The 23,754-nt window shown below is 66.4% G+C and carries 21 protein-coding genes and 5 tRNA genes; 5 read left to right on the top strand and 21 right to left on the bottom strand.

The window, feature by feature from the left end:
- Window positions 1–211: 211 nt before the first annotated feature.
- The 13 genes from rplL to ACPEH8_RS18675 all read right to left on the bottom strand — a co-directional run bounded on the left by rplL (window position 212) and on the right by ACPEH8_RS18675 (window position 7,890).
- Window positions 212–580 (bottom strand): 50S ribosomal protein L7/L12, encoded by a 369-nt coding sequence (gene rplL / locus ACPEH8_RS18735; RefSeq protein WP_017356005.1) that lies wholly within the window; start codon window positions 578–580, stop codon window positions 212–214.
- Between the two features lie 62 nt (window positions 581–642).
- Window positions 643–1,176, bottom strand: a complete 534-nt coding sequence (gene rplJ / locus ACPEH8_RS18730; RefSeq protein WP_423667782.1) for a 50S ribosomal protein L10 — start codon at window positions 1,174–1,176, stop codon at window positions 643–645.
- Window positions 1,177–1,562: 386 nt separating this feature from the next.
- Window positions 1,563–2,261, bottom strand: coding sequence for a 50S ribosomal protein L1 (gene rplA / locus ACPEH8_RS18725; protein ID WP_017356003.1), 699 nt, complete (start codon window positions 2,259–2,261; stop codon window positions 1,563–1,565).
- 4 nt (window positions 2,262–2,265) lie between these two features.
- Window positions 2,266–2,694, bottom strand: a complete 429-nt coding sequence (gene rplK, locus ACPEH8_RS18720) for a 50S ribosomal protein L11 (protein WP_017356002.1) — start codon at window positions 2,692–2,694, stop codon at window positions 2,266–2,268.
- Between the two features lie 247 nt (window positions 2,695–2,941).
- On the bottom strand, window positions 2,942–3,502 hold the full coding sequence (gene nusG, locus ACPEH8_RS18715; RefSeq protein ID WP_017356001.1) for a transcription termination/antitermination protein NusG: 561 nt from the start codon (window positions 3,500–3,502) through the stop codon (window positions 2,942–2,944).
- A 10-nt stretch (window positions 3,503–3,512) separates the two neighbouring features.
- On the bottom strand, window positions 3,513–3,920 hold the full coding sequence (gene secE / locus ACPEH8_RS18710) for a preprotein translocase subunit SecE (protein WP_017356000.1): 408 nt from the start codon (window positions 3,918–3,920) through the stop codon (window positions 3,513–3,515).
- A gap of 44 nt (window positions 3,921–3,964) precedes the next feature.
- A tRNA-Trp gene (locus ACPEH8_RS18705) sits at window positions 3,965–4,040 on the bottom strand.
- Window positions 4,041–4,142: 102 nt separating this feature from the next.
- Window positions 4,143–5,333, bottom strand: coding sequence for an elongation factor Tu (tuf, locus tag ACPEH8_RS18700; RefSeq protein ID WP_136005519.1), 1,191 nt, complete (start codon window positions 5,331–5,333; stop codon window positions 4,143–4,145).
- 40 nt (window positions 5,334–5,373) lie between these two features.
- A tRNA-Thr gene (locus ACPEH8_RS18695) sits at window positions 5,374–5,449 on the bottom strand.
- A 47-nt stretch (window positions 5,450–5,496) separates the two neighbouring features.
- Window positions 5,497–5,570 (bottom strand) — tRNA-Gly (locus tag ACPEH8_RS18690).
- A 28-nt stretch (window positions 5,571–5,598) separates the two neighbouring features.
- Window positions 5,599–5,684 (bottom strand) — tRNA-Tyr (locus tag ACPEH8_RS18685).
- 138 nt (window positions 5,685–5,822) lie between these two features.
- Entirely contained in the window at window positions 5,823–6,833 is a 1,011-nt protein-coding gene (locus ACPEH8_RS18680) for an isoaspartyl peptidase/L-asparaginase family protein (RefSeq protein ID WP_153164875.1), read from the bottom strand.
- A 37-nt stretch (window positions 6,834–6,870) separates the two neighbouring features.
- Window positions 6,871–7,890, bottom strand: a complete 1,020-nt coding sequence (locus ACPEH8_RS18675) for a cyanophycinase (RefSeq protein WP_423667779.1) — start codon at window positions 7,888–7,890, stop codon at window positions 6,871–6,873.
- Window positions 7,891–8,058: 168 nt separating this feature from the next.
- Between ACPEH8_RS18675 and ACPEH8_RS18670 the strand changes: the two genes are divergently transcribed.
- Window positions 8,059–10,806 carry a TonB-dependent receptor plug domain-containing protein gene (locus tag ACPEH8_RS18670; protein WP_153164876.1) on the top strand — a complete coding sequence of 916 codons (2,748 nt, stop codon included), beginning with the start codon at window positions 8,059–8,061 and terminating at the stop codon, window positions 10,804–10,806.
- Window positions 10,807–11,415: 609 nt separating this feature from the next.
- Here ACPEH8_RS18670 and ychF read toward each other — a convergent pair.
- The 8 genes from ychF to ACPEH8_RS18630 all read right to left on the bottom strand — a co-directional run bounded on the left by ychF (window position 11,416) and on the right by ACPEH8_RS18630 (window position 18,428).
- Window positions 11,416–12,507 carry a redox-regulated ATPase YchF gene (ychF, locus tag ACPEH8_RS18665; RefSeq protein WP_017356357.1) on the bottom strand — a complete coding sequence of 364 codons (1,092 nt, stop codon included), beginning with the start codon at window positions 12,505–12,507 and terminating at the stop codon, window positions 11,416–11,418.
- 125 nt (window positions 12,508–12,632) lie between these two features.
- A complete protein-coding gene (gene pth / locus ACPEH8_RS18660; protein ID WP_017356356.1) occupies window positions 12,633–13,211 on the bottom strand; it encodes an aminoacyl-tRNA hydrolase in 579 nt (192 codons plus the stop codon).
- 80 nt (window positions 13,212–13,291) lie between these two features.
- Entirely contained in the window at window positions 13,292–13,906 is a 615-nt protein-coding gene (locus ACPEH8_RS18655; RefSeq protein WP_017356355.1) for a 50S ribosomal protein L25/general stress protein Ctc, read from the bottom strand.
- Window positions 13,907–14,025: 119 nt separating this feature from the next.
- A complete protein-coding gene (locus tag ACPEH8_RS18650; RefSeq protein WP_026070818.1) occupies window positions 14,026–14,985 on the bottom strand; it encodes a ribose-phosphate diphosphokinase in 960 nt (319 codons plus the stop codon).
- Window positions 14,986–15,127: 142 nt separating this feature from the next.
- A tRNA-Gln gene (locus ACPEH8_RS18645) sits at window positions 15,128–15,204 on the bottom strand.
- 10 nt (window positions 15,205–15,214) lie between these two features.
- A complete protein-coding gene (gene ispE, locus ACPEH8_RS18640) occupies window positions 15,215–16,084 on the bottom strand; it encodes a 4-(cytidine 5'-diphospho)-2-C-methyl-D-erythritol kinase (RefSeq protein ID WP_017356353.1) in 870 nt (289 codons plus the stop codon).
- Entirely contained in the window at window positions 16,081–16,743 is a 663-nt protein-coding gene (lolB, locus tag ACPEH8_RS18635) for a lipoprotein insertase outer membrane protein LolB (protein WP_423667776.1), read from the bottom strand. Before lolB ends, ispE begins: the two co-directional genes overlap by 4 nt.
- On the bottom strand, window positions 16,740–18,428 hold the full coding sequence (locus ACPEH8_RS18630) for a tetratricopeptide repeat protein (RefSeq protein ID WP_206147340.1): 1,689 nt from the start codon (window positions 18,426–18,428) through the stop codon (window positions 16,740–16,742). The genes lolB and ACPEH8_RS18630 overlap by 4 nt, the downstream gene beginning before the upstream one ends.
- Window positions 18,429–18,493: 65 nt before the next feature.
- Here ACPEH8_RS18630 and hemA point away from each other — a divergent pair, with 65 nt between their 5' ends.
- From hemA to ppk2, 4 genes are read left to right on the top strand one after another with little or no spacing between them, the layout of a single operon-like run.
- On the top strand, window positions 18,494–19,777 hold the full coding sequence (gene hemA / locus ACPEH8_RS18625) for a glutamyl-tRNA reductase (protein WP_017356350.1): 1,284 nt from the start codon (window positions 18,494–18,496) through the stop codon (window positions 19,775–19,777).
- The gene (prfA, locus tag ACPEH8_RS18620; protein ID WP_017356349.1) at window positions 19,755–20,840 is read left to right on the top strand and encodes a peptide chain release factor 1; all 1,086 of its coding nucleotides are present in this window, start codon (window positions 19,755–19,757) and stop codon (window positions 20,838–20,840) included. The genes hemA and prfA overlap by 23 nt, the downstream gene beginning before the upstream one ends.
- A gap of 2 nt (window positions 20,841–20,842) precedes the next feature.
- A complete protein-coding gene (locus ACPEH8_RS18615; protein ID WP_313160826.1) occupies window positions 20,843–22,555 on the top strand; it encodes a tetratricopeptide repeat protein in 1,713 nt (570 codons plus the stop codon).
- Between the two features lie 49 nt (window positions 22,556–22,604).
- A complete protein-coding gene (ppk2, locus tag ACPEH8_RS18610) occupies window positions 22,605–23,384 on the top strand; it encodes a polyphosphate kinase 2 (protein ID WP_017356347.1) in 780 nt (259 codons plus the stop codon).
- Window positions 23,385–23,754: the final 370 nt, after the last annotated feature.

The raw sequence follows: 23,754 nt of genomic DNA, 5'->3' as shown, positions 1-23,754 counted from the left end.
CACCAGCACGCCTTCTCCCGCTACTTCCAACTGCCAACTCGTCTGCATCCACTACCCTGCCCGCGCGCCGGGGCGCTGCTGTGGCGGGGCATGACCGCAGCCCGTGTTGGGCTAGTTACATCAGGTACTGCATGAAACGACCAAAGGCCGGGGGCTTACGCCCCCAGCCTTGGCTGCATCGCCGTGATTCGATGGCGAGGCAAGGAAGTGCTTACTTGACTTCGACAGTCGCGCCAGCAGCTTCCAGGTCCTTCTTGAACTTGGCAGCGTCGTCCTTCGAAGCGCCTTCCTTGATCATGCCGCCGGCTTCAGCCAGGTCCTTCGCTTCCTTCAGGCCCAGGCCGGTGATGGCGCGGACAGCCTTGATGACTTCGACCTTCTTGTCGCCGGCCGACTTCAGGATGACGTCGAACTCGGTCTGCTCTTCGACGGCAGCAGCCGGGCCAGCGGCAGCAGCCACGGCGACCGGAGCAGCGGCGGAGACGCCGAACTTCTCTTCGATGGCCTTGACCAGCTCCATCACTTCCATCAGGGACTTCTCGGCGATGGCGTCGACGATCTGTTCGTTGGTAAGGGACATTTTGATTACCTTTGGATAATTTTCTGGGTTGAGGTTCCGTTCGGAACCACGGAAACGTCGACTCAGGCGGTCTCGGCGACCGGTTCAGCAGCGTCAGCGGTTTCACCGCCATTCTGCTTGTCACCGATGGCCTTGATGGCGCGGGCGAACATCGTGACCGGCTCGGTCAGGACGCGGGCCAGCATGGCCAGGGCCTGATCGCGGGTCGGCAGCGATGCCAGCACGTCAACGTGGCTGGCCGGGAACACTTCACCACCAATCGAAACGACCTTGGCCTTGAGCTTGTCGTTGGTCTTGGCAGCTTCCTTGATCAGGCGACCGGCAGCGCCGGGCTCCTCGAGCGAGAACGCATACAGCAGCGGACCAACCAGCTTGTCCTGTGCGACTGCGAACTCGGTGCCTTCAACGGCACGCGAAGCCAGGGTGTTCTTGACAACTTTCAAGAAAACGCCGGTTTCGCGAGCCTGCTTGCGCATCGCGGTCATCTGGGCGACCGTGGTGCCAGCGTATTCGGCTGCGATCAAGGAGTGGGCCTTGGCGGCGCCGTCTGCCAGCTCGGCGACTACTTCTTGCTTCTGGGACAGATTGAGAGCCATTGCACTCCTCCAATTGAACTCCGCTTACGGCTCCTGCCGTGTGCGGTCCTGGGCGGCATCCGTCCTGGACACCGGGAACATCGGGACGATGTTCCAAGGGTGGGCCGTTCTAGACCTGGATGGCCAACCTGGGAGAACCCAGACGTGCGTAAACCAGAAAAACTCCAGAAGGGCACCATCTACGCAGGGTGATTCCCGGGGGAATCGATTAAGCGATCGGTACTGCGCCGGCGGCGACTCCCTGCCAATGCGAGCATCCGTGCCCGTCGCCGGTGTGCAACGACCGCGCCTGCGGTCTTTGACGGCTATCGTCGCGGGCATGCCCGCTCGGATTGCCTTCAAATGTCACGGGTACGCGACCGGAGCCGCGTACCCGCTTGAAACGATTACTTCAGGGTCAGCGACGACTGGTCGACGGTGACGCCCGGGCCCATCGTCGAGCTGACCGAAACCTTCTGCAGGTAGGTGCCCTTCGAGGTAGCCGGCTTGGCCTTGATCAGGTCCATCAGCAGCGCCTGCAGGTTCGACTTCAGCGCGTCTTCGGCGAAGTCGGCCTTGCCGATGGTGCAGTGGATGATGCCGGCCTTGTCGGTGCGGTAACGCACCTGACCCGACTTGGCATTCTTGACGGCTTCGCCCGGGTTGGCCGAGACGGTGCCGACCTTCGGGTTCGGCATCAGGCCGCGCGGGCCGAGCACGGTGCCCAGCTTACCCACGACGCGCATGGCGTCCGGGGTCGCGATCACGACGTCGTAGTTCAGATCGCCGGCCTGCATCTTCTCGGCCAGGTCGTCCATGCCGACGGCTTCCGCGCCAGCGGCCAGGGCTTCGTCAGCCTTGGCACCGGCCGGGGCGAAGACGGCAACGCGCACGCTCTTGCCGGTACCGGCCGGCAGCACGGTGGAACCGCGCACCTGCTGGTCGGACTTCTTGGCGTCCACGCCCAGGCGCACGGCAACGTCGAAGGACTCGACGAACTTGGCCTTGGTAGCGGTCTTCAGGATCTTGATCGCGTCCTCGAAGGCATATGCCTTGCCCGGGACGACGGCGGCCTTGATGGCCTTCTCACGCTTGGTCTGTGCCATCTTCTTAACCCTCCACCACGAGGCCCATGGAACGGGCAGAACCGGCAATCGTGCGCACCGCGGCGTCCAGGTCGGCGGCCGTCAGGTCGGCTTCCTTGGTCTTGGCGATTTCTTCCAGCTGCTTACGGGTCACCTTGCCCACCTTGTCGGTGTTCGGGCGCTTGGAGCCCGAGGAGATGCCAGCAGCCTTCTTGAGCAGCACGGCAGCCGGGGTGCTCTTGGTGATGAAGGTGAAGGTACGGTCCGAGTAGGCCGTGATGATCACCGGGACCGGCAGACCCGGCTCCAGCTTCTGCGTGGCAGCATTGAAGGCCTTGCAGAATTCCATGATGTTCAGGCCGCGCTGACCCAGCGCAGGACCGACCGGCGGCGAGGGGTTGGCCTGACCGGCCTTCACCTGCAGCTTGATATAACCGACAACTTTCTTTGCCATGTGAGTACTCTCCGGGTGCTAGCGCCTTGCGACAACAGGCTCCCCATCGGACCGGGAATCACGCGTCCCGGCATCGCGTTTTGAAAATTCACGCAGAAGGCCACCTCGCGGCGGCCCTTGCTTTTGCCAGCTTCCTGGCAGGAAGCCGCGCACTATATCAGGTTTTTGGAGTGGTGCGTGAATGCGGCCGGGCAGCGCTCGGCGCGACTGTCGCGGGATCCGCGGATCCCGCCAGTCAACTCGTGGGTCAGACGGCCTTTTCGACCTGGCCGAACTCGAGTTCGACCGGGGTGGCACGCCCGAAGATCAGCACCGAGACGCGCAGACGGCTCTTCTCGTAGTTGACCTCTTCGACAACGCCATTGAAGTCGTTGAACGGACCTTCGGTGACGCGGACCATCTGGCCCGGTTCGAACAGCACCTTCGGACGGGGCTTTTCCACACCTTCCTGAACACGATCCAGGATGGCGGCAGCCTCTTCGTCACGGATCGGCAGCGGGCGATCGGCGGTGCCGCCGATGAAACCCATCACCTTGGAGGTGTCTTTCACCAGGTGCCAGCTTTCGTTGTCGATGCGCGGGATACCGTTTTCTTCGTGGGTCTCGATCTGGACCAGCACGTAGCCCGGGAAGAACTTGCGCTCGGAACGGCGCTTCTGGCCGGAGCGCATTTCAACCACTTCCTCGGTCGGGACCAGGACGTCACCGAAGCGCTCCTGCATCTCGTCACGCACGATGCGATCGCGCAGAGCCTGCGCCACCGACTTTTCGAAGCCCGAATAGGCGTGAACGACGTACCAACGCTTCACTGGTTTCTCCTTATCGACCCAGGAACCACTGGGTCGCTTTCTGAATCAGGAAATCAAATCCGCCCAGGACCAGGCTGAGGATGATCACAACAACGACCACCACCCAGGTCATGCGGATGGCTTCCTGGCGGGTCGGCCAGACCACCTTGCGCAGTTCGAAACGCGATTCGGAAAGGAATTCACGCGTGTCGCGACCCTTGCCGGTCAGCAGGAACACGCCAAGGCCGGCCACCAGGCCAACCACAACGGCCAGACCGCGAAGCGGACCGGCCCATGCACTCTGGGAAGCATGCTCGGGAGCACCGAACCAGAACCAAGCAAAAAGACCCGCAACAACCAGAATGGCTGCAACGGCGTACTTGACGATATCACCCCCGCTGGAGGCGTTGTCTTTGGAATGCTCGATCTTGCTGTTCATCCGGCTCTGGCTGCAGTGGCGGCATGGCCGCTGGAAGGGAGAAGTGGCACGCCAGGAGGGACTCGAACCCCCAACCTGCGGTTTTGGAGACCGCTGCTCTGCCAATTGAGCTACTGGCGTACTGAAAAAACTTGCCTTCCCTAAGACAGCGAAGGCGGACCGAGGTTCCCGGCCCGCCATTCGCGAGACCGGCAGCGCTATGCAACCGCCGGTAGTGCAAACTTACTCGATGATCTTGGAGACCACGCCGGCGCCGACGGTGCGGCCGCCTTCGCGGATCGCGAAGCGCAGACCGTCGTCCATTGCGACCGGGTTGATCAGGGTGACGACCATCTTGATGTTGTCGCCCGGCATGACCATTTCCACGCCTTCCGGCAGCTCGACCGCACCGGTGATGTCGGTGGTACGGAAGTAGAACTGCGGACGGTAGCCCTTGAAGAACGGGGTGTGGCGGCCGCCTTCATCCTTGGACAGGACGTAGACTTCGGCGTCGAACTTGGTGTGCGGCTTGATCGAACCCGGCTTGGCCAGGACCTGGCCACGCTCGACGTCGTCACGCTTGGTGCCGCGCAGCAGCAGACCGGCGTTGTCGCCTGCCTGACCCTGGTCGAGCAGCTTGCGGAACATTTCCACGCCGGTGACGGTGGTCTTCTGGACCGGACGGATACCGACGATTTCGATTTCTTCGCCGACCTTGATCACGCCGCGCTCGATACGACCGGTCACCACGGTGCCTCGGCCCGAGATCGAGAACACGTCTTCCACCGGCATCAGGAACGGCTTGTCGATGTCGCGTTCCGGGGTCGGAATCCAGCTGTCGAGCGCCTCGACCAGCTTGATCACGGCCGGCACGCCGATGTCGCTCTGGTCGCCTTCCAGCGCCAGACGGGCCGAACCGGCGATGATCGGGGTGTCGTCGCCCGGGAAGTCGTACTTGCTCAGCAGCTCGCGGACTTCCATTTCGACCAGCTCCAGCAGCTCGGCGTCGTCCACCATGTCGGCCTTGTTCAGGAACACGACGATGTACGGCACGCCGACCTGACGCGACAGCAGGATGTGCTCGCGGGTCTGCGGCATCGGGCCGTCAGCGGCCGAGCACACCAGGATCGCGCCGTCCATCTGGGCAGCACCGGTAATCATGTTCTTGACGTAGTCGGCGTGGCCCGGGCAATCCACGTGGGCGTAATGACGCTCGGTGGATTCATATTCGACGTGCGCGGTCGAGATCGTGATGCCACGTGCCTTTTCTTCCGGCGCGGCGTCGATCGCGGAGTAATCCTTGAACTCGCCACCGAAGCGCTCGGCGCCGATCTTGGTCAGTGCGGCGGTCAGCGTGGTCTTGCCGTGGTCGACGTGACCGATGGTGCCGACGTTGACGTGCGGCTTGGTGCGCTCGAACTTACCCTTGGCCATGGCTGCTTATCTCGAATCGTCTGAAGTGTGGTGCACTAGATGGTGCTCACGAAAGGAATCGAACCTTCGACCTCCTCCTTACCAAGGAGGTGCTCTACCGACTGAGCTACGTGAGCGAGTTTTGTATTATGGCACGAATTTGAATATATTCAAACTCATTCAATGGAGCGGGAGACGGGGATCGAACCCGCACCATCAGCTTGGAAGGCTGAGGTTCTACCATTGAACTACTCCCGCATCGGAAGCTCTTGCCACAACATGAAACTGGTGGAGGGAGGTGGATTCGAACCACCGAAGGCGTAAGCCAGCAGATTTACAGTCTGCCCCCGTTGGCCGCTTGGGTATCCCTCCTTACCACCCTGTCCCGTTGCGCCGAAGCGTTTTCGGTGTGGGGTGGAAGAGCCGTGAATTTTGGGGGTGAACGAGGGTTCTGTCAACAACCTTTTTGAATTTTTTCACACGAATTTCGAATTGCCCTGCGATTGCAGGCTATTGGCCTGGCAGCGGCAGTGGTTCGTCGGCAAAGATCGCCACGTGCGGCACGCCGTCGGCGCCGATCCAGCCCCGGTACATGCCCTGCGTATTGAACGGCGTCGCGGCACGACCGTCGGCCGAGAGCACGATCGCGCCACCATCGCCGCCGAGCGCGGGAATGCGCTCATTGATCACCGCGCGCCCTGCCTCGTCCGGGCCCTGCTTTAGGTACTGCATGCGCGCACAGATGTCGTGGGCCGCCGCCGTACGGATGTAGAACTCGCCCCAGCCCGTACCCGACACCGCGCAGGTCGCGTTGGCGTATGTGCCGGCACCGATGATCGGCGAATCGCCGACCCGGCCATAGCGCTTGTTGGTCATGCCGCCGGTGGACGTGCCCGCCGCCAGACTGCCCTGGGCGTCCAGCGCCACGGCGCCGACGGTACCGAAGTGACGTGCGGTCTCCAGATCGGCATGCGCCTGGCCGGCCGCGTCCTCGCGGAGTGCCTTCTGCAGCTGCTGCCAGCGTTTTTCAGTGCGGAAGTACGACGGATCGACCAGCGCGATGTGCTGGGTGGCGGCGAAGGTCTCGGCGCCCTCGCCCACCATCATCACGTGCGGGGAATGCTGCATCACCGCGTTGGCCAGCAGGATCGGATTGCGTACCCGGTGCACGCCCGCGACGGCGCCGGCCTTGAGGGTGGCGCCGTCCATCAGCGAGGCGTCCAGCTCGTTGCGCCCGTCATGGGTGAACACGGCGCCCTTGCCGGCATTGAAGGTGGGGTCATCCTCCAGCACCGTGATCGCGGCGGTGACCGCCTCCAGCGCCGGGCGACCCGCCGCGAGTGCCTGGTGTCCCTTCACAAGCGCCTGGCGCAGCGCCGTGCGCGCCGCCGCTTCCTCGGTGGGCGACAGATCCCCGCGCTCGACCCCTGCCCCACCGTGGATCACCAGGACAGGCTCGGCCGCCGATGCAAGCGGGCTCGACAGGCACAACGACAGCAGCAACGCGGTTCGGCGGGTCATGACAGGGTCTCCGGCAGGCAAGACCCCCATCATGGCGTCAGCGGGGCTGCAGTTCCAAGGCCCCGTCGCGGATATCGGCGGTGATCTGGAACGCCGGATCGTCGACCCGGAACCCGTCCAGGTGCAGACGGCTGGCACTGCCCACACCGGTGACGGGGATCGCGTGGAAGTCCAGCGGCTCGCCATCGCGCAGGCGGTCGGCGGTGTGGCGCGGCATGACCAGCCAGGCGTACCCGTCGTCGTTGCTGAACACACGGCCGCGACCATCGGCCTCGACGCACAGGGCGGTGTCTTCGTCCACGCCGATGCCGACCATGTCCGGCCGCCCGCTCTCCCGCGCGGCACGAGCGACGAAGACGATCAGGCGACCGAGCCGGTCACGCTTGCCGAAATGGGTGTCGGTGACCACGTTCGACAGGTACGGCATGGTCAGGAAATCGTTGTCCAGCGTCACCGCACTGCCCATCGGGTCCTGCAGCGCCCGGTCCGAAGTGATGCTGCCGCCATCCAGTGCTCCGTAGCTGTAGCCGCCGAGAATGGCCAGACCGGCACTGGTGCCGGCGATGGGACGGCCGGCGCGCACATGGGCGTTGAGGGCGTCATTGAGGGCGGTGCCCTTCCAGAAGCGGATGTAGCGCGACTGGTCGCCACCGGCGATGAAGATCGCATCGGCCGCGGCCACCACCTGCAGGACATTGGGGTCATCGGCGGCGCGGCGGCTGTCGAAGACCAGGGTCTGGACGGTGCTCACACCGCCGATGTCGCGGTAGAGGCGCTCCTGGAGCTCATCGCCGCCCGACGCGCGCAGGATCACCACCCGACCGTGGCCGGCGCGCTCCAGCCACCACGCGAAGGCGGCCGGCACCCACTCGCCGCCGCCCATGAGCATCATCGCCGGCTCGGTCCGGGCGGCCCGCGGCGCGTCCAGGTCACCGATCTCGTAGTAGCGGTAGCCCGGCTCCTGCAGGCTGCGCGACGACTGGCCCTGGGCCGGCAGCGCCAGGACAGCCAGCAGCAGCCAGAGGAGCGGTCTGAAACGGCGGAAAGCCTTGTGCACGTTGATCTCCCTGAACAGATCGGGGGTGTAAGCGCTTTCACTCTTTGCCAGAGAACATGGCAGTGGTCAACCCCATGAAAAAGGCGTTAAATGCGCGCCGTCCATTCGCGAAATGTGAATGGGGGACAGGCCTCCCTCGAGGCCGACACTTTCTTCTCGAGAATTCTCATGCGTAAACAGGCGATGGCGTGGTCGATCCAGCTGGCGTTGATGGGTGTGGCCGCGACTGCGGCGGCCCAGTCGGCCGCCCCCGGAGTGCAGCAACTGGACACGGTGCAGGTCACCGGCTCGCGCATTCCGCGCGCGCAGGTGGAAGGACCCGCACCGGTCACGGTGATCACCGCCGAGCAGATCCAGGCCAGCGGCTTCACCAGCGTGCCGGACGTGCTCCGTTCCATGACCCAGAACGGCGGTGAGACCCAGAGCCAGCAGTCCTCCAGCGGCGCGGACTTTTCGCCCGGCGCGCAGCAGGTCGATCTGCGCGGCCTCGGCCCCAACCACACCCTGGTGCTGGTCAACGGCCGCCGCATCGCCGACTTCCCGATGCCCTTCCAGGGCCGCAGCAACTTCACCGACGTCTCCAACATTCCGATCGGGATGATCGAGCGGATCGAAGTACTGACCGGCAGCGCCTCGGCGATCTACGGGTCGGACGCGATCGCCGGCGTGGTCAACTTCATCCTCAAGAAGCGGGTGGATGGCACCACGGTGGACGTGCGCATGGGCACGACCAGCGAAGGCGGCGGCGAGTCGTTCGACATGAGCATTGCCAGCGGCTTCGACGCCGGTCGCTTCAGCGCGGTGTACAGCCTGGAACTGCAGTCGCAGACACCGCTGTGGGCCTATGAGCGCGAGCAGCAGGACTCCACCCTGGACGCGCCGACCGACAGCGCCCGCGCCGCGCGCCGTGCCTACCTGCGCACCGACTGGAACGACGACTACCTGGACCCGGGCCAGGCCACCTGCGATGCACTGGCCGGCCAGAACAACGGCAGCACCCACTACGCCGAACGCGCGCGCTACGGCTTCTACTGCGGCAGCGACCGCTCGATCGGCTACGGCACGATCCTGAGCAAGCGTCGCGGCGCCAATGGCTACGCGTCGCTGAACTACGCCTTCGACAATGGCGCCAGCTGGTTTGCCGACGTGCAGATGGGCTACCACGACATCGCGCTGATGCGCGATGTGACCCAGTGGGGCCGCATGGCCGCCGACGGCAATGAGGACGGCTACTTCTACAACCAGGCCACCGACCAGGTCGAGTTCTGGCAGCGCCAGTTCTCGCCCGAAGAAATGGGCGGGCTGCGCAACGGCATGATCCGCAGCACGCAGAAGACCTTCAGCGTCACCACCGGCTTCAAAGGCAGCCTGAACGGGGCGTGGGACTACGAGGCCTCGTTGAGCCATTCGCAGTACCAGTCGTCGATCCGCTGGCCGCAGATCGTTGCGGCCAAGGCCAACGCGCTGTTCCTTGGCGAGCAGCTCGGCGAGTACACCGACGATGACGACAACGTCTTTCCGATCTTCAACGCCGACCCGGCACGTCTTTACCGCCCGCTGAGCCGCGCCGAATACGATTCGATTGCCGCGCGCACGACCTATACGCCGAAGTCGCGCACCGACACCGCCGCCCTGACGCTGACCAACGGCGAACTGTTCGAGCTGCCGGGCGGCAAGGCCGGTTTTGCGGCCACCGCGGAGTTCGGCAACCAGTCCTACGCCCTCAACCCCGATCCGCTGGCCACGCAGTACTACTACTACAGCTGGAAGGACTCCGACGGCCACGGCAGCCGCAACCGCTGGGCCACCGCCGCCGAACTGCGCCTGCCGCTGCACGACACGCTCAATGTGAGCGTGGCCGGTCGCTACGACCAGTACCGCTACTCGGGCAACAGCATCGGCAAGGCGACCTGGAGTGGCGGCATCGAGTGGCGCCCGATCGATACGCTGCTGGTGCGCGGCTCCTACGGCACGGCGTTCCGCGCGCCGGACCTGCACTACGTGTACGCCGGGCCGGGCAACGACGAGACCAGCAACAACGACTACTACACCTGCCAGCTGGACCAGGCCGACGACTGCTCGGACTACGAGGAAGACCTGATCCGCACGCGCGAGGGCAATCGCAGGCTCGACCCGGAAACCAGCACGTCGTGGAGTGCCGGCTTCGTGTGGTCGCCGGCCATCGGGCTGGATCTGTCGGTGGACTGGTTTGACATCGATATGCGCGACCAGGTGCAGGACATGGACGTGGGCACCATCCTGCGCGACGAGGCGGCCTGCCGTCTGGGCGGCGCGGACCCGACCTCGCCGACCTGCGTGGATGCGATCGCCCGGGTCACCCGCACCAGCGACGGCCGCCTGTACGGCGTGCACGTCAACCCGATCAACATCGCCCGCGAAACCACCCGCGGCATCGATGTGGGCCTGCGCTACCGCCTGCCGACGTCCATCGGCGACTTCACCCTCAGTGGCAACCACACCTGGGTGAAGACGCACGATTTCCAGCAGTTCGACGGCGACGTGGTCGAAGACCAGTTCGCGGTCAACAGCGGCTTCGACATCCCGCGCACCAAGACCAGCGCCAGCATCACCTGGGAAAAGGACGCCTGGTCGGCCACCGTGTACGGCTCGCGCCTGGGCAGGCTGCCCACCTACGACAGCTACGATCAGAGCTTCGATCCGGACAGCGGCGACAGCCCGTGGATCGGCGCGACCTACCGCTACAACGTGTCGGTGCAGTACCGCTTCGACGACCACGCACGCCTGTCGCTGTCGGTGGTCAACGTGGGCAACAAGATGCCGCCCAAGGACGCGACCTACACCCCGTACCCGTATTACGACGTGTCCTGGTTCGACACCGTCGGCCGCACGATCAACCTGCAGTACACCCACAAGTTCGGCGGTACGCCGCTGTAAGGCGCCTGCCAGGGGACGCAGCAGGAAGGACGGAGGCACTGCCTCCGTCCTTTTTTTTGGGGGCGCTGGCCCGAGTGGAGAACGTGCGCGGGTTTTCCACATGACACGTGGAGAGCCGTGGGGGTTTGCTGTGGACAAGCCGGTGCGAGCGTTGCGCCGCAGGCGTTTCCACGTGTGGTCAATTATTGTCCAGCGCTGGCGCGACGTGATCGCCGTCCAGTCGAACACGTTTTCCACACGCGGCGTGGAAAGCCGTGGGAGTTTGTTGTGGACAACCCTGTGTGAGCGTTGCAGCGCAGCGGTTCTGGAGGGTGATCAATTATTGTCCAGGCCGGGCTCCGTGCCGACCAGCGGCCGGCGCCCGCCGGTTTGCCACGTCCAGCGCATCACCGAACGGGGTTCTCCACATGGCACGTGGAAAGCCGTGGGGGTTTGCTGTGGACAAGCTGGTGCGAGCGTTGCGCCGCAGGCGTTTCCACGGATGGTCAATTATTGTCCAGCACAGAAAGCGTGCCGGCCAATGGTCGGCACATGCTGCTCCGGCACCACCCGCAAACGCAAACGCCCCGCACAAGGCGGGGCGTTTGCGGGCGTACAACGCAGATGCGATCAGACGTTGAAGCGGAAGTGCAGGATGTCGCCTTCCTGGACGCGGTATTCCTTGCCTTCCAGACGCAGGCGGCCGGCTTCCTTCGCACCGGCCTCGCCCTTGTACTTGATGAAGTCGTCATACGCGATGGTTTCGGCGCGGATGAAGCCCTTCTCGAAGTCGGTGTGGATGACGGCGGCCGCCTGCGGTGCGGTGGCGCCCTTGCGCACGGTCCACGCGCGGACTTCCTTCACGCCTGCGGTGAAATAGGTCTGCAGGCCGAGCAGGTTGTAGGCGGCGTTGATGACGCGGTTCAAGCCCGGCTCGGACAGGCCCAGGTCGGCCAGGAAGGTGTCGCGGTCGTCGTCGTCGAGCTGGGACAGCTCTTCTTCGATGGCGGCCGAGACCGGCACCACCTGTGCGCCTTCTTCGGCAGCGCGGGCGCGCACGGCGTCCAGGTGCGGGTTGTTCTCGAAGCCGTCTTCCAGCACGTTGGCGATGTACATCACCGGCTTGAGGGTGAGCAGGAACAGATCGCGGACCAGCGCCTTCTCTTCCTCGTCCAGGCCGGCAGTGCGGCCGGCCTTGCCGTCGGACAGCGCGGCCTGCAGCTTGGCCAGCACCGGCTTGCGGGCAGCCGCGTCCTTGTCGCCGCCCTTGGCCGCGCGCTCGGCACGGTTCAACGCCTTCTCGACGCTGTCCAGATCGGCCAGGGCCAGCTCGGTGTCGATGGTGTCGATGTCCGAGATCGGGTCGACCTTGTTGTTGACGTGGATGACGTCGGCGTTCTCGAAGCAGCGCACGACGTGGGTGATCGCATCCACTTCGCGGATGTGGGCCAGGAACTTGTTGCCCAGGCCTTCACCACTGGCGGCACCGGCGACCAAGCCGGCGATGTCGACGAACTCCACGGCGGTCGGGATGACCTTCTGCGGGTTGATGATCGCCGCCAATTCGTTCAGGCGCGGATCCGGTACCGGCACGATGCCGACGTTCGGTTCGATCGTGCAGAACGGGAAGTTGGCCGCCGCGATGCCCGCCTTGGTCAGCGCATTGAACAGGGTCGATTTGCCGACGTTGGGCAGACCGACGATGCCGCATTTGATACCCATCTTTGACAACCTCTGGGGTGAAAGTGATTGGTAAAAGGGCGCGCTGCCGGGCACCGTTTTACCGATCATTTTCCGTACCGACCAACGGTCGGTACCTACCGGATTGCTGCGTGCCTACCGGGCGATCATTTCGGGGTATGCAGGCGTTTCATGGCCTCGCTGTAGTCGCCCTTTACGGCCAGCGGCAGCACGTCGATGGCGTCGTTGATGGCATGGCCGATCAACACGTCGTCATCCTTGCCGGCGCGGCCGAGCACCCACGGAACCACGCGGTCCTTGTGACCGGGATGGCCGATGCCGATACGCAGGCGGTGGAATCTGCCATGCCCCAGCAGACGGATGGTGTCGCGCAGTCCGTTCTGGCCGCCGTGACCGCCATCGAACTTGAGCCGTGCCACGCCGGGCGGGAGGTCCAGCTCATCGTGCGCCAGCAGGGTTTCTTCGGGCTCGATCTTCCAGAAGCGCTGCGCAGCGGTAACCGACTTGCCGCTGAGGTTCATGAAGGTGGCGGGCTTGAGCAGCCACACCGGTTGCCCGGCGATGTCGACCTTGGCGGTCTCGCCGAACAGCTTGCTGTCCACGCTCCAGCGCGCGCCGGCCTGTTCGACCAGGGCGTCAATGAAACGAAACCCGGCGTTGTGCCGGGTCTGGGCGTGCTCGGGTCCGGGGTTGCCCAGACCAACGATCAATCGCAATCCTGTCATCACTCTTCTTCGTCGGTACCGACCCTGTGCCGGCACATACAGAAACGGCGCCTGCCCCGAAGGACAGGCGCCGCAACCACTTACTCTGCGGCCGGCGCTTCGTCGGCAACGTCTTCCTTGCCGTGCTTGGCGGTGACGATCGCGTCGTCGTGGTCCTTGCCCTGGGCCAGGGCCGGGATCTCGACGCCCTTCGGCAGCTTGATGTCCGACAGGTAGATCACGTCACCGGCCTTCAGGTCGGCCAGGTCGACGTCGATCGATTCCGGCAGGTCCTTCGGCAGGCAGGAGATGGTCACTTCCTTCAGTTCGTGGGTGACCACGACGTCGGCAGCCTTGCCAGCCGGCGAGGTGTCTTCGTTGATGAAGTGCAGCGGGACGTTGGCGGTCAGGGCCTCGTTCTCGTTCACGCGCAGGAAATCCAGGTGGATGATCAGCTGCTTGAACGGGTGGCGCTGCATGTCACGCAGCAGCACCTTGGTGACCTGGCCGTCCAGGTTCAGGTCCAGGATCGAGGAGTAGAACCACTCGTTCTGCTGGGCCAGCCAGATCTGGTTGTGGTCCAGGTTGATGTTGATCGGAGCGGCGCCGCCGCCGTACACAACGGCCGGGATCACGCCGGCGTGACGCAGGCGGCGGCTCGCACCCTTGCCCTGCACGTCACGAGCGGTGACCTTGATTTCATGAGTCTTCGACATGTTTGCACTACCAGTAGTTGCCTTGCCCGAAGGCGTGGCGGTTGAAGGTACGTCCGCGACCAGACGTACCCAGGACCCGACTGCCGTTGCCGGCAGCCGGAGATTTCATTGCGACAGCATCAATCCACGTACAGCGAGCTGACGGACTCGCCGAAGGCGATGCGGCGCATCGTTTCGGCCAGCATCTCCGCCACGCTGAGCTGACGGATCTTGCTGCACACCCGCGCCGCTTCATTGAGCGGAATGGTGTCGGTCACCACCAGCTCATCGAGCTGGGAGTTGTTGATGTTGTCCACCGCCGGGCCCGAAAGCACGGCGTGGGTGCAGTACGCGGCGACCTTGAGGGCGCCGCGCGCCTTCAGGGCAGCAGCGGCCGCACACAGGGTGCCGGCGGTATCGACGATGTCATCGACCATCACGCAGGTCTTGCCTTCGACGTCACCGATGATGTTCATCACGGTGGAGACGTTGGCGCGCGGACGGCGCTTGTCGATGATCGCCAGGTCGGCATCGTCCAGGCGCTTGGCGACGGCGCGCGCACGCACCACACCGCCCACGTCCGGGGACACCACGATCAGGTTTTCAGTGCCGTAGGCACGCCAGATATCGGCGAGCAGCAGCGGCGAGGCATACACGTTGTCGACCGGCATGTCGAAGAAACCCTGGATCTGGTCGGCATGCAGGTCCACCGTCAGGACCCGGTCGGCCCCCACGGCGCTGAACATCTTGGCGGCGACCTTGGCCGTGATCGGCACGCGCGAGGAGCGCATGCGGCGATCCTGGCGCGAGTAGCCGAAGTACGGCACCACCGCAGTGACGCTGTTGACCGAGGCGCGCTTGAGCGCATCGATCAGGACCAGCAGCTCCATCAGGTTCTCGGCGCTGGGGGCACAGGTCGGCTGGATCACGAAGACGTCCTGCTTGCGGACGTTCTCTTCGATTTCCACCTGCACTTCACCATCGGAGAAGCGCGAGACCAGTGCCTTGCCCGGTCGCACCCCCAGTTCCTTGCAGATGCTCTGCGCAAGGCGCTTGTTGGCGTTGCCGGAAAATACCAGCAGGTTGGGGGATTCTTGCATCATGGGACGGTCTCGGGCGGGAGCGATTGGCGGAGAACTCTGCCGCAGGCACCCGGAGGCGTCGGCGGTGACGACACTGCGGAGGTTCGACCGCGCCCGCGCAGATCGCGTGCGCAAGGGTTCGCGGCAAAACATCCGCAAGTGGCAGGGGCGGGAGGATTCGAACCTCCGAATGCCAGGATCAAAACCTGGTGCCTTGGGCCTCTTGGCGACGCCCCTGCATCAAAAATCAATAACGCTCGAGTACATCAAGCAGTGGCGAGCGCTCCACGCCCGCAGCCACCCATGCCCGCAGTCCTTCCGGCAACTCCGCCAACGCCTGCTCGGCGGCAGCGCGCGTGGTGAACTCGACGAAACAACCGCTTCCCGACCCGGTGAGTCGTGCCCGGCCGATACTGCTCAACGCCACCAGCGCCGCCTCTACGGCAGGCTCGTGACGGCGCAGGACCGGCTCGAACGCATTCCCGAGCAAAGACCCGGAAGCGAAGTCCTCTATTTTCGCCACTGGGGCATCGCGCGTCAAATCGGGTGATGCAAAAAGCGCAGCCGTCGGGACGTGAACGCCCGGATCGGCAAGCACATACCAGGCCGGCGGCAGGTCCATCGGGGTCAACTGCTCCCCCACTCCCTCCGCCCAGGCATTGTGGCCGCGCACAAACACCGGCACATCCGCACCAAGCTGCAGGCCCAGCGCGGCCAGCGCATCCACGTCCAGACCCGCCCTCCACAAGCGGTTCAGGGCCACCAGCACGGTGGCCGCATCGGACGAACCGCCGCCGAAGCCACCGCCTGCCGGAATGCGCTTTTCGATGCCGATATCCGCACCTTGAGAGCTGTTGGTCGCACGTTTGAGCAACAACGCCGCGCGCACGGCAAGGTCGTCGGTCTCGGCCACGCCCGCCACCGATGGCCCGTCACGACGCACCTGGCCATCCTCGCGTACCCGCAGGCGCAGCCGGTCGCCCCAGTCGAGCAGGCGGAACACGGTCTGCAGCTGGTGATAACCGTCAGCACGACGACCGGTGATGTGCAGGAACAGGTTCAGCTTGGCCGGGGCCGGCCAGTGCGACCAGCCTGCGTTCAGGTCCGGCGCGCTCATGGGGTGCCGACCACCCAGCTGTCGACCACCAGGCGCACTTTGGCGTCGCCGTTGACCGCTTCGATGCGCCGCGGCAGCACCGGGCGATCGCCCTCGGCCGGGTACCAGTCCAGGTACTGGATCTGCCAGCCCATCTGCTGCACGCGACGCGGGCGGCCGTCGCCATCGCGCTCGACCTGCTCGGCCGGGCCCGCCGCGTCGGCCACCAGGCCACGCACCCAGTCGGGCAGCTGGTTGACCGGAATGTCCCAGCCCGTCGCCTCCAGCAGCACCTGCTGGGCGTCGTCACCCTGGCGCGGTCCGCCGTCCAGCCCTTCCAGCCGCCCGCCGGCGTGCCGGGTATCGCCGGTCAGTTTCCAGCTCTGGCGGGTCACCGGCGCGCTCAGCTCGACCACGTACTGGCGGGCCTGCTGCTGCCAGTCGATGCGGCCATTGCCGCCGTTGCGGCCCTTGTTGATGGCTACCCGGCCCTGGAACGCCCACTGCGGCTGCGCCCGGACAGCGGCGACGCGATCGCTTTCTGCCTGCTGCGCTTCGACCGACACCGTGGTCACCACCGCCGGCGCCGACGGGGCCTTGCGCTCGTCCAGCGACACGCACGCCGACAGCGAGAGGGCCGCGACAAGGGCCGCGGCAGATTTCAGGAACTTCAGGTTCATACGCCGTATTTCTCGATCACGCGCTGCAGGGCGCGGTTGTCAGGGTCCAGCTTGCGGGCTTCGTCGAAGAACTGACGGGCCTCGTCCTTGCGGCCGAGCACCCACAGCACTTCGCCGACATGGGCGGCGATCTCGGCATCCTTGGCCAGGCTCCAGGCGCGGCGCAGCTGCACCAGCGCCTGCTCGTTGCGCCCCAGGCGGTAGAGCACCCAGCCGTAGCTGTCGACGATGGCGGCGTTGTCCGGCTCGGCCACGCGGGCGCGGTCGATCAGTTCCAAGGCCTCCTGGTAGCGCTGGGTGCGATCGGCCAGGGTGTAGCCCAGCGCATTGAGCGCGGCCACGTTTTCCGGATCGGTCACCAGCACCTTGCGCAGGTCGGCCTCGGCGCGCGCGATGTCGTCGCGGCGCTCCCAGGCCAGCGCGCGGGCATACAGCAAGGCGTTCTCGTCGGGATAGGCGGCCAGGCCGCGGCCGAGTGCATCCAGTTCGCCGGCATCGTCGTTGCCGCGCTGGCGCAGCTCCGCTTCGAGCAGGTAGGCGTCGCGACGCGCTTCGTCATCGACGGTCGCGTCGGACTGGATCGCATGTACTTCAGCCAGCGCCTTGTCGGTGCGGCCCAGTTCGTACTGGGCGTTGGCGGCGCGCAGGCGGGCTTCGTCGCGTTCCGGACCACCAGGCACACCGTGGTACCACTCCACCGCTTCGGCCGGACGCTTGAGGTACTCGGCAATCTTGCCGAGCAGCAGGCGCTGGGCCGGATCGGGCTTGGTCGCCTTGCCGGACAGTTCGGTGTACAGCGCCAGCAGCGCTGCGGTGTCGTTCTGCTTGGCCAGCAGCGAGGCGCGCATGCCGTAGGTCTGCACGTCCTGCGGGCCCACTGACAGCACGCGCTCGGCGGCCCTGGATTCGCCCATCGCGTCGTAGGTGATCGCCACCGCGTTGCGCAGTTCCGGGTCCTGTGTGGTCCTGGGCTCCACGCCGCGCAACAGCGCCAGCGCCTCGTCGGTCTTGCCGGACTGGCTCAACTGGCTGGCATGCAGCAGGGCCACGCGCGGCTCATCGGGGAAGCGGCGGACCACTTCATCGACCATGCGTCGGGCCAATTCGGGCTTGTCCATGCGCAGGGCCAGGCGACCAAACTCCTGCCAGGCCTCCAGGGTGTCGGGGATCGCGTTGGCGTCCACCAGCCCGTCCAGCACCTGGGCCGGCACGGCCGGATCGCGGCCGCCCCCCACCAGGGCGGCGATGGCGAACTTCCAGCCCTGCGGATCCGGATCGCGCAGTATCGCCACCAGTTCGGCCTGGGCGGTCTTCACCTGGTTCTGGCGCATGGCCAGGGCCGCAGCACTGCTGCGCATGGCCAGCGAGCGCGGCGCGCGCGCCTCCCACAGCTTCAGCGCCCGGGCGGCACGGACATCATCGTTGGCCAGCATGGCGATGCGCGTGGCGCGCTCGGCCAGCCCGGCGTCGTCACGGCCGGCCTCGGCTGCATCCAGATACCAGCGCGCGGCGTCCTCCAGTTTGCCGGCCTGGAGGGCGAATTCGCCGGCCAGGACCGGGGTCAGCGAGGCAGGCTCGGCGGCGCGGTCCCTGCCCGCCGGAACCGTGGCAGGACGGGCTGCCAGGGCGTTGGCGGTGAACAAAGACAGCAGCAGAACGCTGGAGATGCGAATCAATGCGGGCATCGGGGGCATCTGAGCCTTAAAATGACGACTTGAATGGCCAGCAGCTTATCGCAAGCAACTGAACAATGACCCTGTGGGTGCTCGGACTGAACCACCAGACCGCGCCAGTGGAACTGCGCGAACGCGCGTCCTTTGGCGGCGATGCGCTGCCGCGGGCGCTCGCCTCGCTGCGTGACACCCCGCAGGTGGCCGAAGCGGTGCTGCTGTCCACCTGCAACCGCACCGAGCTGTATGCCATCGCCGAGTCCGGACAGGCCCTGGCCGACTGGCTGGAGGCGCACGCCGGCCAGCTCCAGGGTTACCTGTACCAGCATGCCGATGCGGACGCCGTACGCCACCTGTTCCGGGTCGCGACCGGGTTGGACTCCATGGTGCTGGGCGAACCGCAGATCTTGGGCCAGGTGAAGGACGCCTGGGCCACCTCGCGCGATCACGGGCTGCTCGGCCAGCGCCTGGACCGCCTGTTCCAGCAGACCTTCTCGGTGGCCAAGCGGGCCCGTACCGATACCCGCGTCGGCGCCAATCCGGTGTCGGTGGCCTCCACGGCGGTGCGCCTGGCGCAGAACTCGTTCGCCCGGCTGGAAGATTCCACCGTGCTGCTGGTTGGCGCCGGCGAGACCATCGAGCTGGCGGCGCGGCATCTCAGCGAGGGGCGCGTGCGCCGGCTGCTGATCGCCAACCGCACCCTCGCCCACGCCCAGGACCTGGCCAGCCGCCACGGCGGCGTCGCCCTGCCCCTGACCGAGCTGGAGCGCCACCTCGGCGAGGCCGACGTGGTGTTTTCGGCCACCGCCGCGCGCGAGCCGGTGATCGCCAAGGCACATGTCGCCGCCGCGCTGCGGGCGCGCCGGCACAAGCCGATGCTGCTGTTCGACCTGGCTGTGCCGCGCGATATCGAATCGGGCGTGGGCGACCTCAGCGATGCCTTCCTGTACACCGTGGACGATCTTGAGCGGGCGGTCGAGGACAATCGCCGCAGCCGCCGCGAAGCCGCCGCCGAGGCCGAGGCGATCATCGACCTGCAGGTTGCCCGGTTCGTGGAGACCCTCCACGCCGGCGCGCACCAGGCGCCGCTGCTGCAGCTGCGCGCCTACGGCGATGCGACGCGGACGGAGATGCTGGAAAAAGCCCGACAGCAGCTGGCCAACGGCAAGCCGGCCGAGGACGTACTGGAACTGCTCGCGCACGGCTTGACCAACCGCCTGCTGCACCCGCCAACGGCCGCGCTGCGCGCGGCGGCGTTGAGCGGCGATACTGAACTGACCCGCGCCGCCGAGCGCCTGTTCCCGGCCAAGCCCGGCTACCAGCACCCTGTTGTGAGGAATGATGACGCCGACCCTGCGCCGTAAGCTGGAAGCGCTGGCCGAGCGCCGCGAAGAACTTGAACGCCTGCTTGCCGATCCGGGTGTGGTCGGCGACAACGAACGCTTCCGCGCGTTCTCGCGCGAGTTCTCGCAGCTGCAGCCGATCGCCACCGCACTGGCCGACGAAGCTCGGGCCAAGGCCGACCTGGCCGCCGCCGAGGCGATGCGCGCCGAGCCGGACCTGCGCGAGCTGGCCGAAGAGGAAATCACTGCGGCCCAGCAACGCCTGGAACAGCTTGACCAGGACCTGGCGCTGCTGCTGGTGCCGCGCGACCCGCGCGACGACGGCAACCTGTTCCTGGAAGTACGCGCCGGCACCGGCGGCGACGAGGCGGCGATCTTCGCCGGCGACCTGTTCCGGATGTACGCGCGTTATGCCGAGCGCCAGGGCTGGAAGGTGGAGGTCGAATCGGACAGCCCCGGCGAACATGGCGGCTACAAGGAAATCGTGGCCCGGGTGGTCGGTCGCGGTGCCTACTCGAAGCTGAAGTTCGAATCGGGCACGCACCGCGTGCAGCGCGTGCCGGCGACCGAATCGCAGGGACGCATCCACACCTCGGCGGCCACGGTGGCGATCATTCCCGAAGCCGACGATGTGGACGAAGTGACGATCAACCCGGCCGACCTGCGGGTGGATACGTTCCGCTCGTCCGGCGCCGGCGGCCAGCACGTCAACAAGACCGAATCGGCGATCCGCATCACCCACCTGCCGACCGGCGTGGTGGTGGAGTGCCAGACCGAGCGCAGCCAGCATGCCAACCGCGACAAGGCCATGAAGCGCCTGAAGGCGCAGCTGCTCGACGCCGAACGCAGCCGGCAGGCCGCCGCCACCGCCGAGAGCCGCCGCCTGCAGGTGGGCAGCGGCGACCGCAGCCAGCGCATCCGCACCTACAGCTTCCCGCAGGGCCGGATCACCGACCACCGCGTGGAAGGACTGACGCTGTACGACCTGCCCAACATCATTGCCGGCGAGCTCGATCCGCTGGTCGAACGGCTGATACACGAACATCAGGCCGACGAACTGGCGCAGCTGGCTGCCGGACCCTGAGCGTGGGCGCACCGGACCAGGAACGCCGGCAGCTGCGCGAGGCCGTGCAGCGCCAGCCGAGCGACTTCATCGCGTGGGTCATGCTGGCAGACGCCGAACTGGAAGCCGGCGACGTCGCCCGTGGCGCGGCCGCCGCCACGCAGGCGCTGCAGTTGCGCGACGATCATCCCGAAGCCCTGGCCCGGCTCGGGCGTGCCCGCTGGATGCAGGGCCAGCCCGGCGACGCAGCCGTCCTGCTGCGCCGTGCGGCTGAGCAGGTACCGCAGCATCCCGGCATCGCCCTGTGGCTCGGCCATGCGCTGGAGGATGCCGGCCAGCCCGAGGCCGCCGCCGATGCCTATCGCCATGCGCACCGGCTGCTGCCGGGTGAGCCCTACATCACCGCGCAACTGCTCAACTGGCAGCGCCGCCTGTGCGACTGGCGCGATCTGGACCGGCTGTCGGCGCTGGTCCGTCGGGCCGTGGCGCAAGGCCAGGCGGTGGTCGAGCCGTTCGCCTTCCTCAGTGAAGATGCCAGCGCCACCGAGCAGCTGACCTGTGCGCGGCAACGCGCGGCAGCGATCGGGACGGATCTGCCCGCCCTGCCCCCGACAACCGTGCGGGACCACGGAAGACTCCGCGTCGGCTTTCTCTCCAATGGCTTCGGCGCGCATCCGACCGGGCTGCTGACGGTGGCCCTGTTCGAGCAGCTGGCCCTCGCCGATCGGCTGGACCTGCATCTGTTCGCGCTCAACGGCGATGACGGCAGCGACATCCGCGTCCGCCTCCAGGCGGCGGCCAGCGTGCTGCACGAGGTGGGCGGACAGCCGCACGACCGTGTTGCCGCGCGCATCCGCGACGCCGGCATCGATGTGCTGTTCGACCTGCGCGGCTGGGGCGGCGGCGGCACGCCGCAGGTGCTGGCGATGCGTCCGGCACCGATACAGGTGAATTGGCTGGCGTATCCGGGCACGTCCGGGGCGCCGTGGATCGACCACGTGCTGGCCGATGCCTTCGTGCTGCCAGATGCGCTGGCATCGGCCTTCAGCGAGCGCATCTGGCGCCTGCCACGCGCGTTCCAGCCGTCGGACAACACGCGCGAGGTTGCGACGCCACCGTCGCGCGTCGCCTGCGGCCTGCCGGCGCAGGGGGTGGTGCTGTGCTGTTTCAACAACAGCTACAAGCTCACCCCGCGCAGCATGCAGCGCCTGTTCGCGGTCCTGCAGGGCGTACCGGGCAGCGTGCTGTGGCTGTTGTCCGGCCCGGGCAACGCCGATGCGCGGCTCCGTGCGGCGGCCCGCCAGGCAGGGCTGGAGCCGGCGCGCCTGGTGTTCATGCCGCGCCTGCCCCACGCCGAGTACCTGGCCCGGTACCAGCACGCTGATCTGTTCCTTGATACACACCCCTACAACGCCCACACCACCGCCTCCGACGCGCTGTGGGCCGGCTGCCCCGTACTGACCTGCCCGGGCACCACGTTTGCCGCGCGCGTGGCCGGCAGCCTCAATCACCATCTGGGACTCACCCGGATGAATGCTGCCGATGACCGTGCCTTCATCGCCACGGCAATCCGGCTCGGCAACGATGCCCCGGCGCTGCAGGCGCTGCGCGCCGAACTGGCCGTGCAACGGACGCGCAGCGGGCTGTTCGACATGGCGGCGTTCGCCGTCGATTTCACTGCTGCGGTCGAGGGCATGGCGCACGAGCGCGGCTGGCAGGGCGCACACACGCCCTGATCCGGCCATGCGCTAGGCTCGAGCCTCCACGACAGAACCGGGGCGGCGGATGGGCAAGCTCAAGCGCAAGGCATACCAGGAACAGCTGGAACCGATGCAGTTGGAACTCGCGGCAATGGCGCGCTGGGTGCAGCACACCGGCCAGCGCGTGCTCGTGCTGTTCGAAGGCCGCGACACCGCCGGGAAGGGCGGCGCGATCCAGGCGATCGCCGAACACCTCAATCCCCGCCAATGCAGGGTAGTGGCACTGCCCAAGCCCACCGACCGCGAAAGCACCCAATGGTATTTCCAGCGCTACGTGTCGCATCTGCCGGCCGCTGGCGAGATCGTGCTGATGGATCGCAGCTGGTACAACCGCGCCGGCGTCGAGCATGTGATGGGCTACTGCACCGAAGCGCAGTACCGCGCGTTTCTGGCGCAGACGCCGGTGTTCGAAACGCTGCTGGTGGACGACGGCATCCTGCTGTTCAAGTACTGGCTGACGGTGGACCAGGCGCAGCAGGAGAAGCGTTTCGCCGAGCGCCACCTCGATCCGCTCAAGGGCTGGAAACTGTCACCGGTGGACCTGAAGTCGCGCAGCAAGTACAGCGCCTACACCGAAGCGCGCGAAGCGATGCTGCGCGCCACCCACCGCGAAGCAGCGCCCTGGACGCTGGTTGATTTCAATGACCAGAAGCGCGGGCGGCTGGGATTGATCCGCAATCTGCTGGACCGCCTGCCCGACACCCGCGTGGACGAGCCCGTGCTGGCACTGCCACCGCTGAAAGGCAAGCTGCACACAGAGCATTTCGGCGTTCTGAAACCGATCGAAGACATCGACACCCCGTAGTGCCGGGCTCTGCCCGGCAACGGGCGCTTGCGCGGTACAGGCCGCGTGCGCGGGCGGGAGCTACGGGGGCGGATCGGCGAGCAGCCGGGCAGAGCCCGGCTCTACAAGGTGCGGTGCGATGATCGACGCATGTCCAACGCGATGCGGTAACCGACACGTAGTGCCGGGCTCTGCCCGGCAACAGGCGCTGGCGCGGTACAGGCCGCGCGCGCGGGCGGGAGGTGCGGGGGCGGATCGGCGAGCAGCCGGGCAGAGCCCGGCTCTACGGGACCTGCGTGACATGGTCATCAACGCCGGTCCACCGCGATGCGGTGTTGATCGACGCATGTCCAACGCGATGCGGTGACCGACACGTAGTGCCGGGCTCTGG

Origin of the sequence: Stenotrophomonas sp. NPDC077461 (assembly GCF_049545475.1) — a bacterium.
Classification (GTDB): Bacteria; Pseudomonadota; Gammaproteobacteria; order Xanthomonadales; family Xanthomonadaceae; genus Stenotrophomonas; species Stenotrophomonas nematodicola.
This window is presented reverse-complemented; position numbering and strand designations above follow the sequence as displayed.

Excerpts from the sequence above, each read along its gene's own strand:
- rplL (WP_017356005.1), bottom strand. The coding sequence starts at position 580 with ATGTCCCTTACCAACGAACAGATCGTCGACGCCATCGCCGAGAAGTCC.
- rplJ (WP_423667782.1), bottom strand. The coding sequence starts at position 1,176 with ATGGCTCTCAATCTGTCCCAGAAGCAAGAAGTAGTCGCCGAGCTGGCA.
- rplA (WP_017356003.1), bottom strand. The coding sequence starts at position 2,261 with ATGGCACAGACCAAGCGTGAGAAGGCCATCAAGGCCGCCGTCGTCCCG.
- rplK (WP_017356002.1), bottom strand. The coding sequence starts at position 2,694 with ATGGCAAAGAAAGTTGTCGGTTATATCAAGCTGCAGGTGAAGGCCGGT.
- secE (WP_017356000.1), bottom strand. The coding sequence starts at position 3,920 with ATGAACAGCAAGATCGAGCATTCCAAAGACAACGCCTCCAGCGGGGGT.
- tuf (WP_136005519.1), bottom strand. The coding sequence starts at position 5,333 with ATGGCCAAGGGTAAGTTCGAGCGCACCAAGCCGCACGTCAACGTCGGC.
- ACPEH8_RS18680 (WP_153164875.1), bottom strand. The coding sequence starts at position 6,833 with ATGACCCGCCGAACCGCGTTGCTGCTGTCGTTGTGCCTGTCGAGCCCG.
- ACPEH8_RS18670 (WP_153164876.1), top strand. The coding sequence starts at position 8,059 with ATGCGTAAACAGGCGATGGCGTGGTCGATCCAGCTGGCGTTGATGGGT.
- ychF (WP_017356357.1), bottom strand. The coding sequence starts at position 12,507 with ATGGGTATCAAATGCGGCATCGTCGGTCTGCCCAACGTCGGCAAATCG.
- pth (WP_017356356.1), bottom strand. The coding sequence starts at position 13,211 with ATGACAGGATTGCGATTGATCGTTGGTCTGGGCAACCCCGGACCCGAG.
- ACPEH8_RS18655 (WP_017356355.1), bottom strand. The coding sequence starts at position 13,906 with ATGTCGAAGACTCATGAAATCAAGGTCACCGCTCGTGACGTGCAGGGC.
- ACPEH8_RS18650 (WP_026070818.1), bottom strand. The coding sequence starts at position 14,985 with ATGCAAGAATCCCCCAACCTGCTGGTATTTTCCGGCAACGCCAACAAG.
- ispE (WP_017356353.1), bottom strand. The coding sequence starts at position 16,084 with ATGAGCGCGCCGGACCTGAACGCAGGCTGGTCGCACTGGCCGGCCCCG.
- lolB (WP_423667776.1), bottom strand. The coding sequence starts at position 16,743 with ATGAACCTGAAGTTCCTGAAATCTGCCGCGGCCCTTGTCGCGGCCCTC.
- ACPEH8_RS18630 (WP_206147340.1), bottom strand. The coding sequence starts at position 18,428 with ATGCCCGCATTGATTCGCATCTCCAGCGTTCTGCTGCTGTCTTTGTTC.
- hemA (WP_017356350.1), top strand. The coding sequence starts at position 18,494 with ATGACCCTGTGGGTGCTCGGACTGAACCACCAGACCGCGCCAGTGGAA.
- prfA (WP_017356349.1), top strand. The coding sequence starts at position 19,755 with ATGACGCCGACCCTGCGCCGTAAGCTGGAAGCGCTGGCCGAGCGCCGC.
- ppk2 (WP_017356347.1), top strand. The coding sequence starts at position 22,605 with ATGGGCAAGCTCAAGCGCAAGGCATACCAGGAACAGCTGGAACCGATG.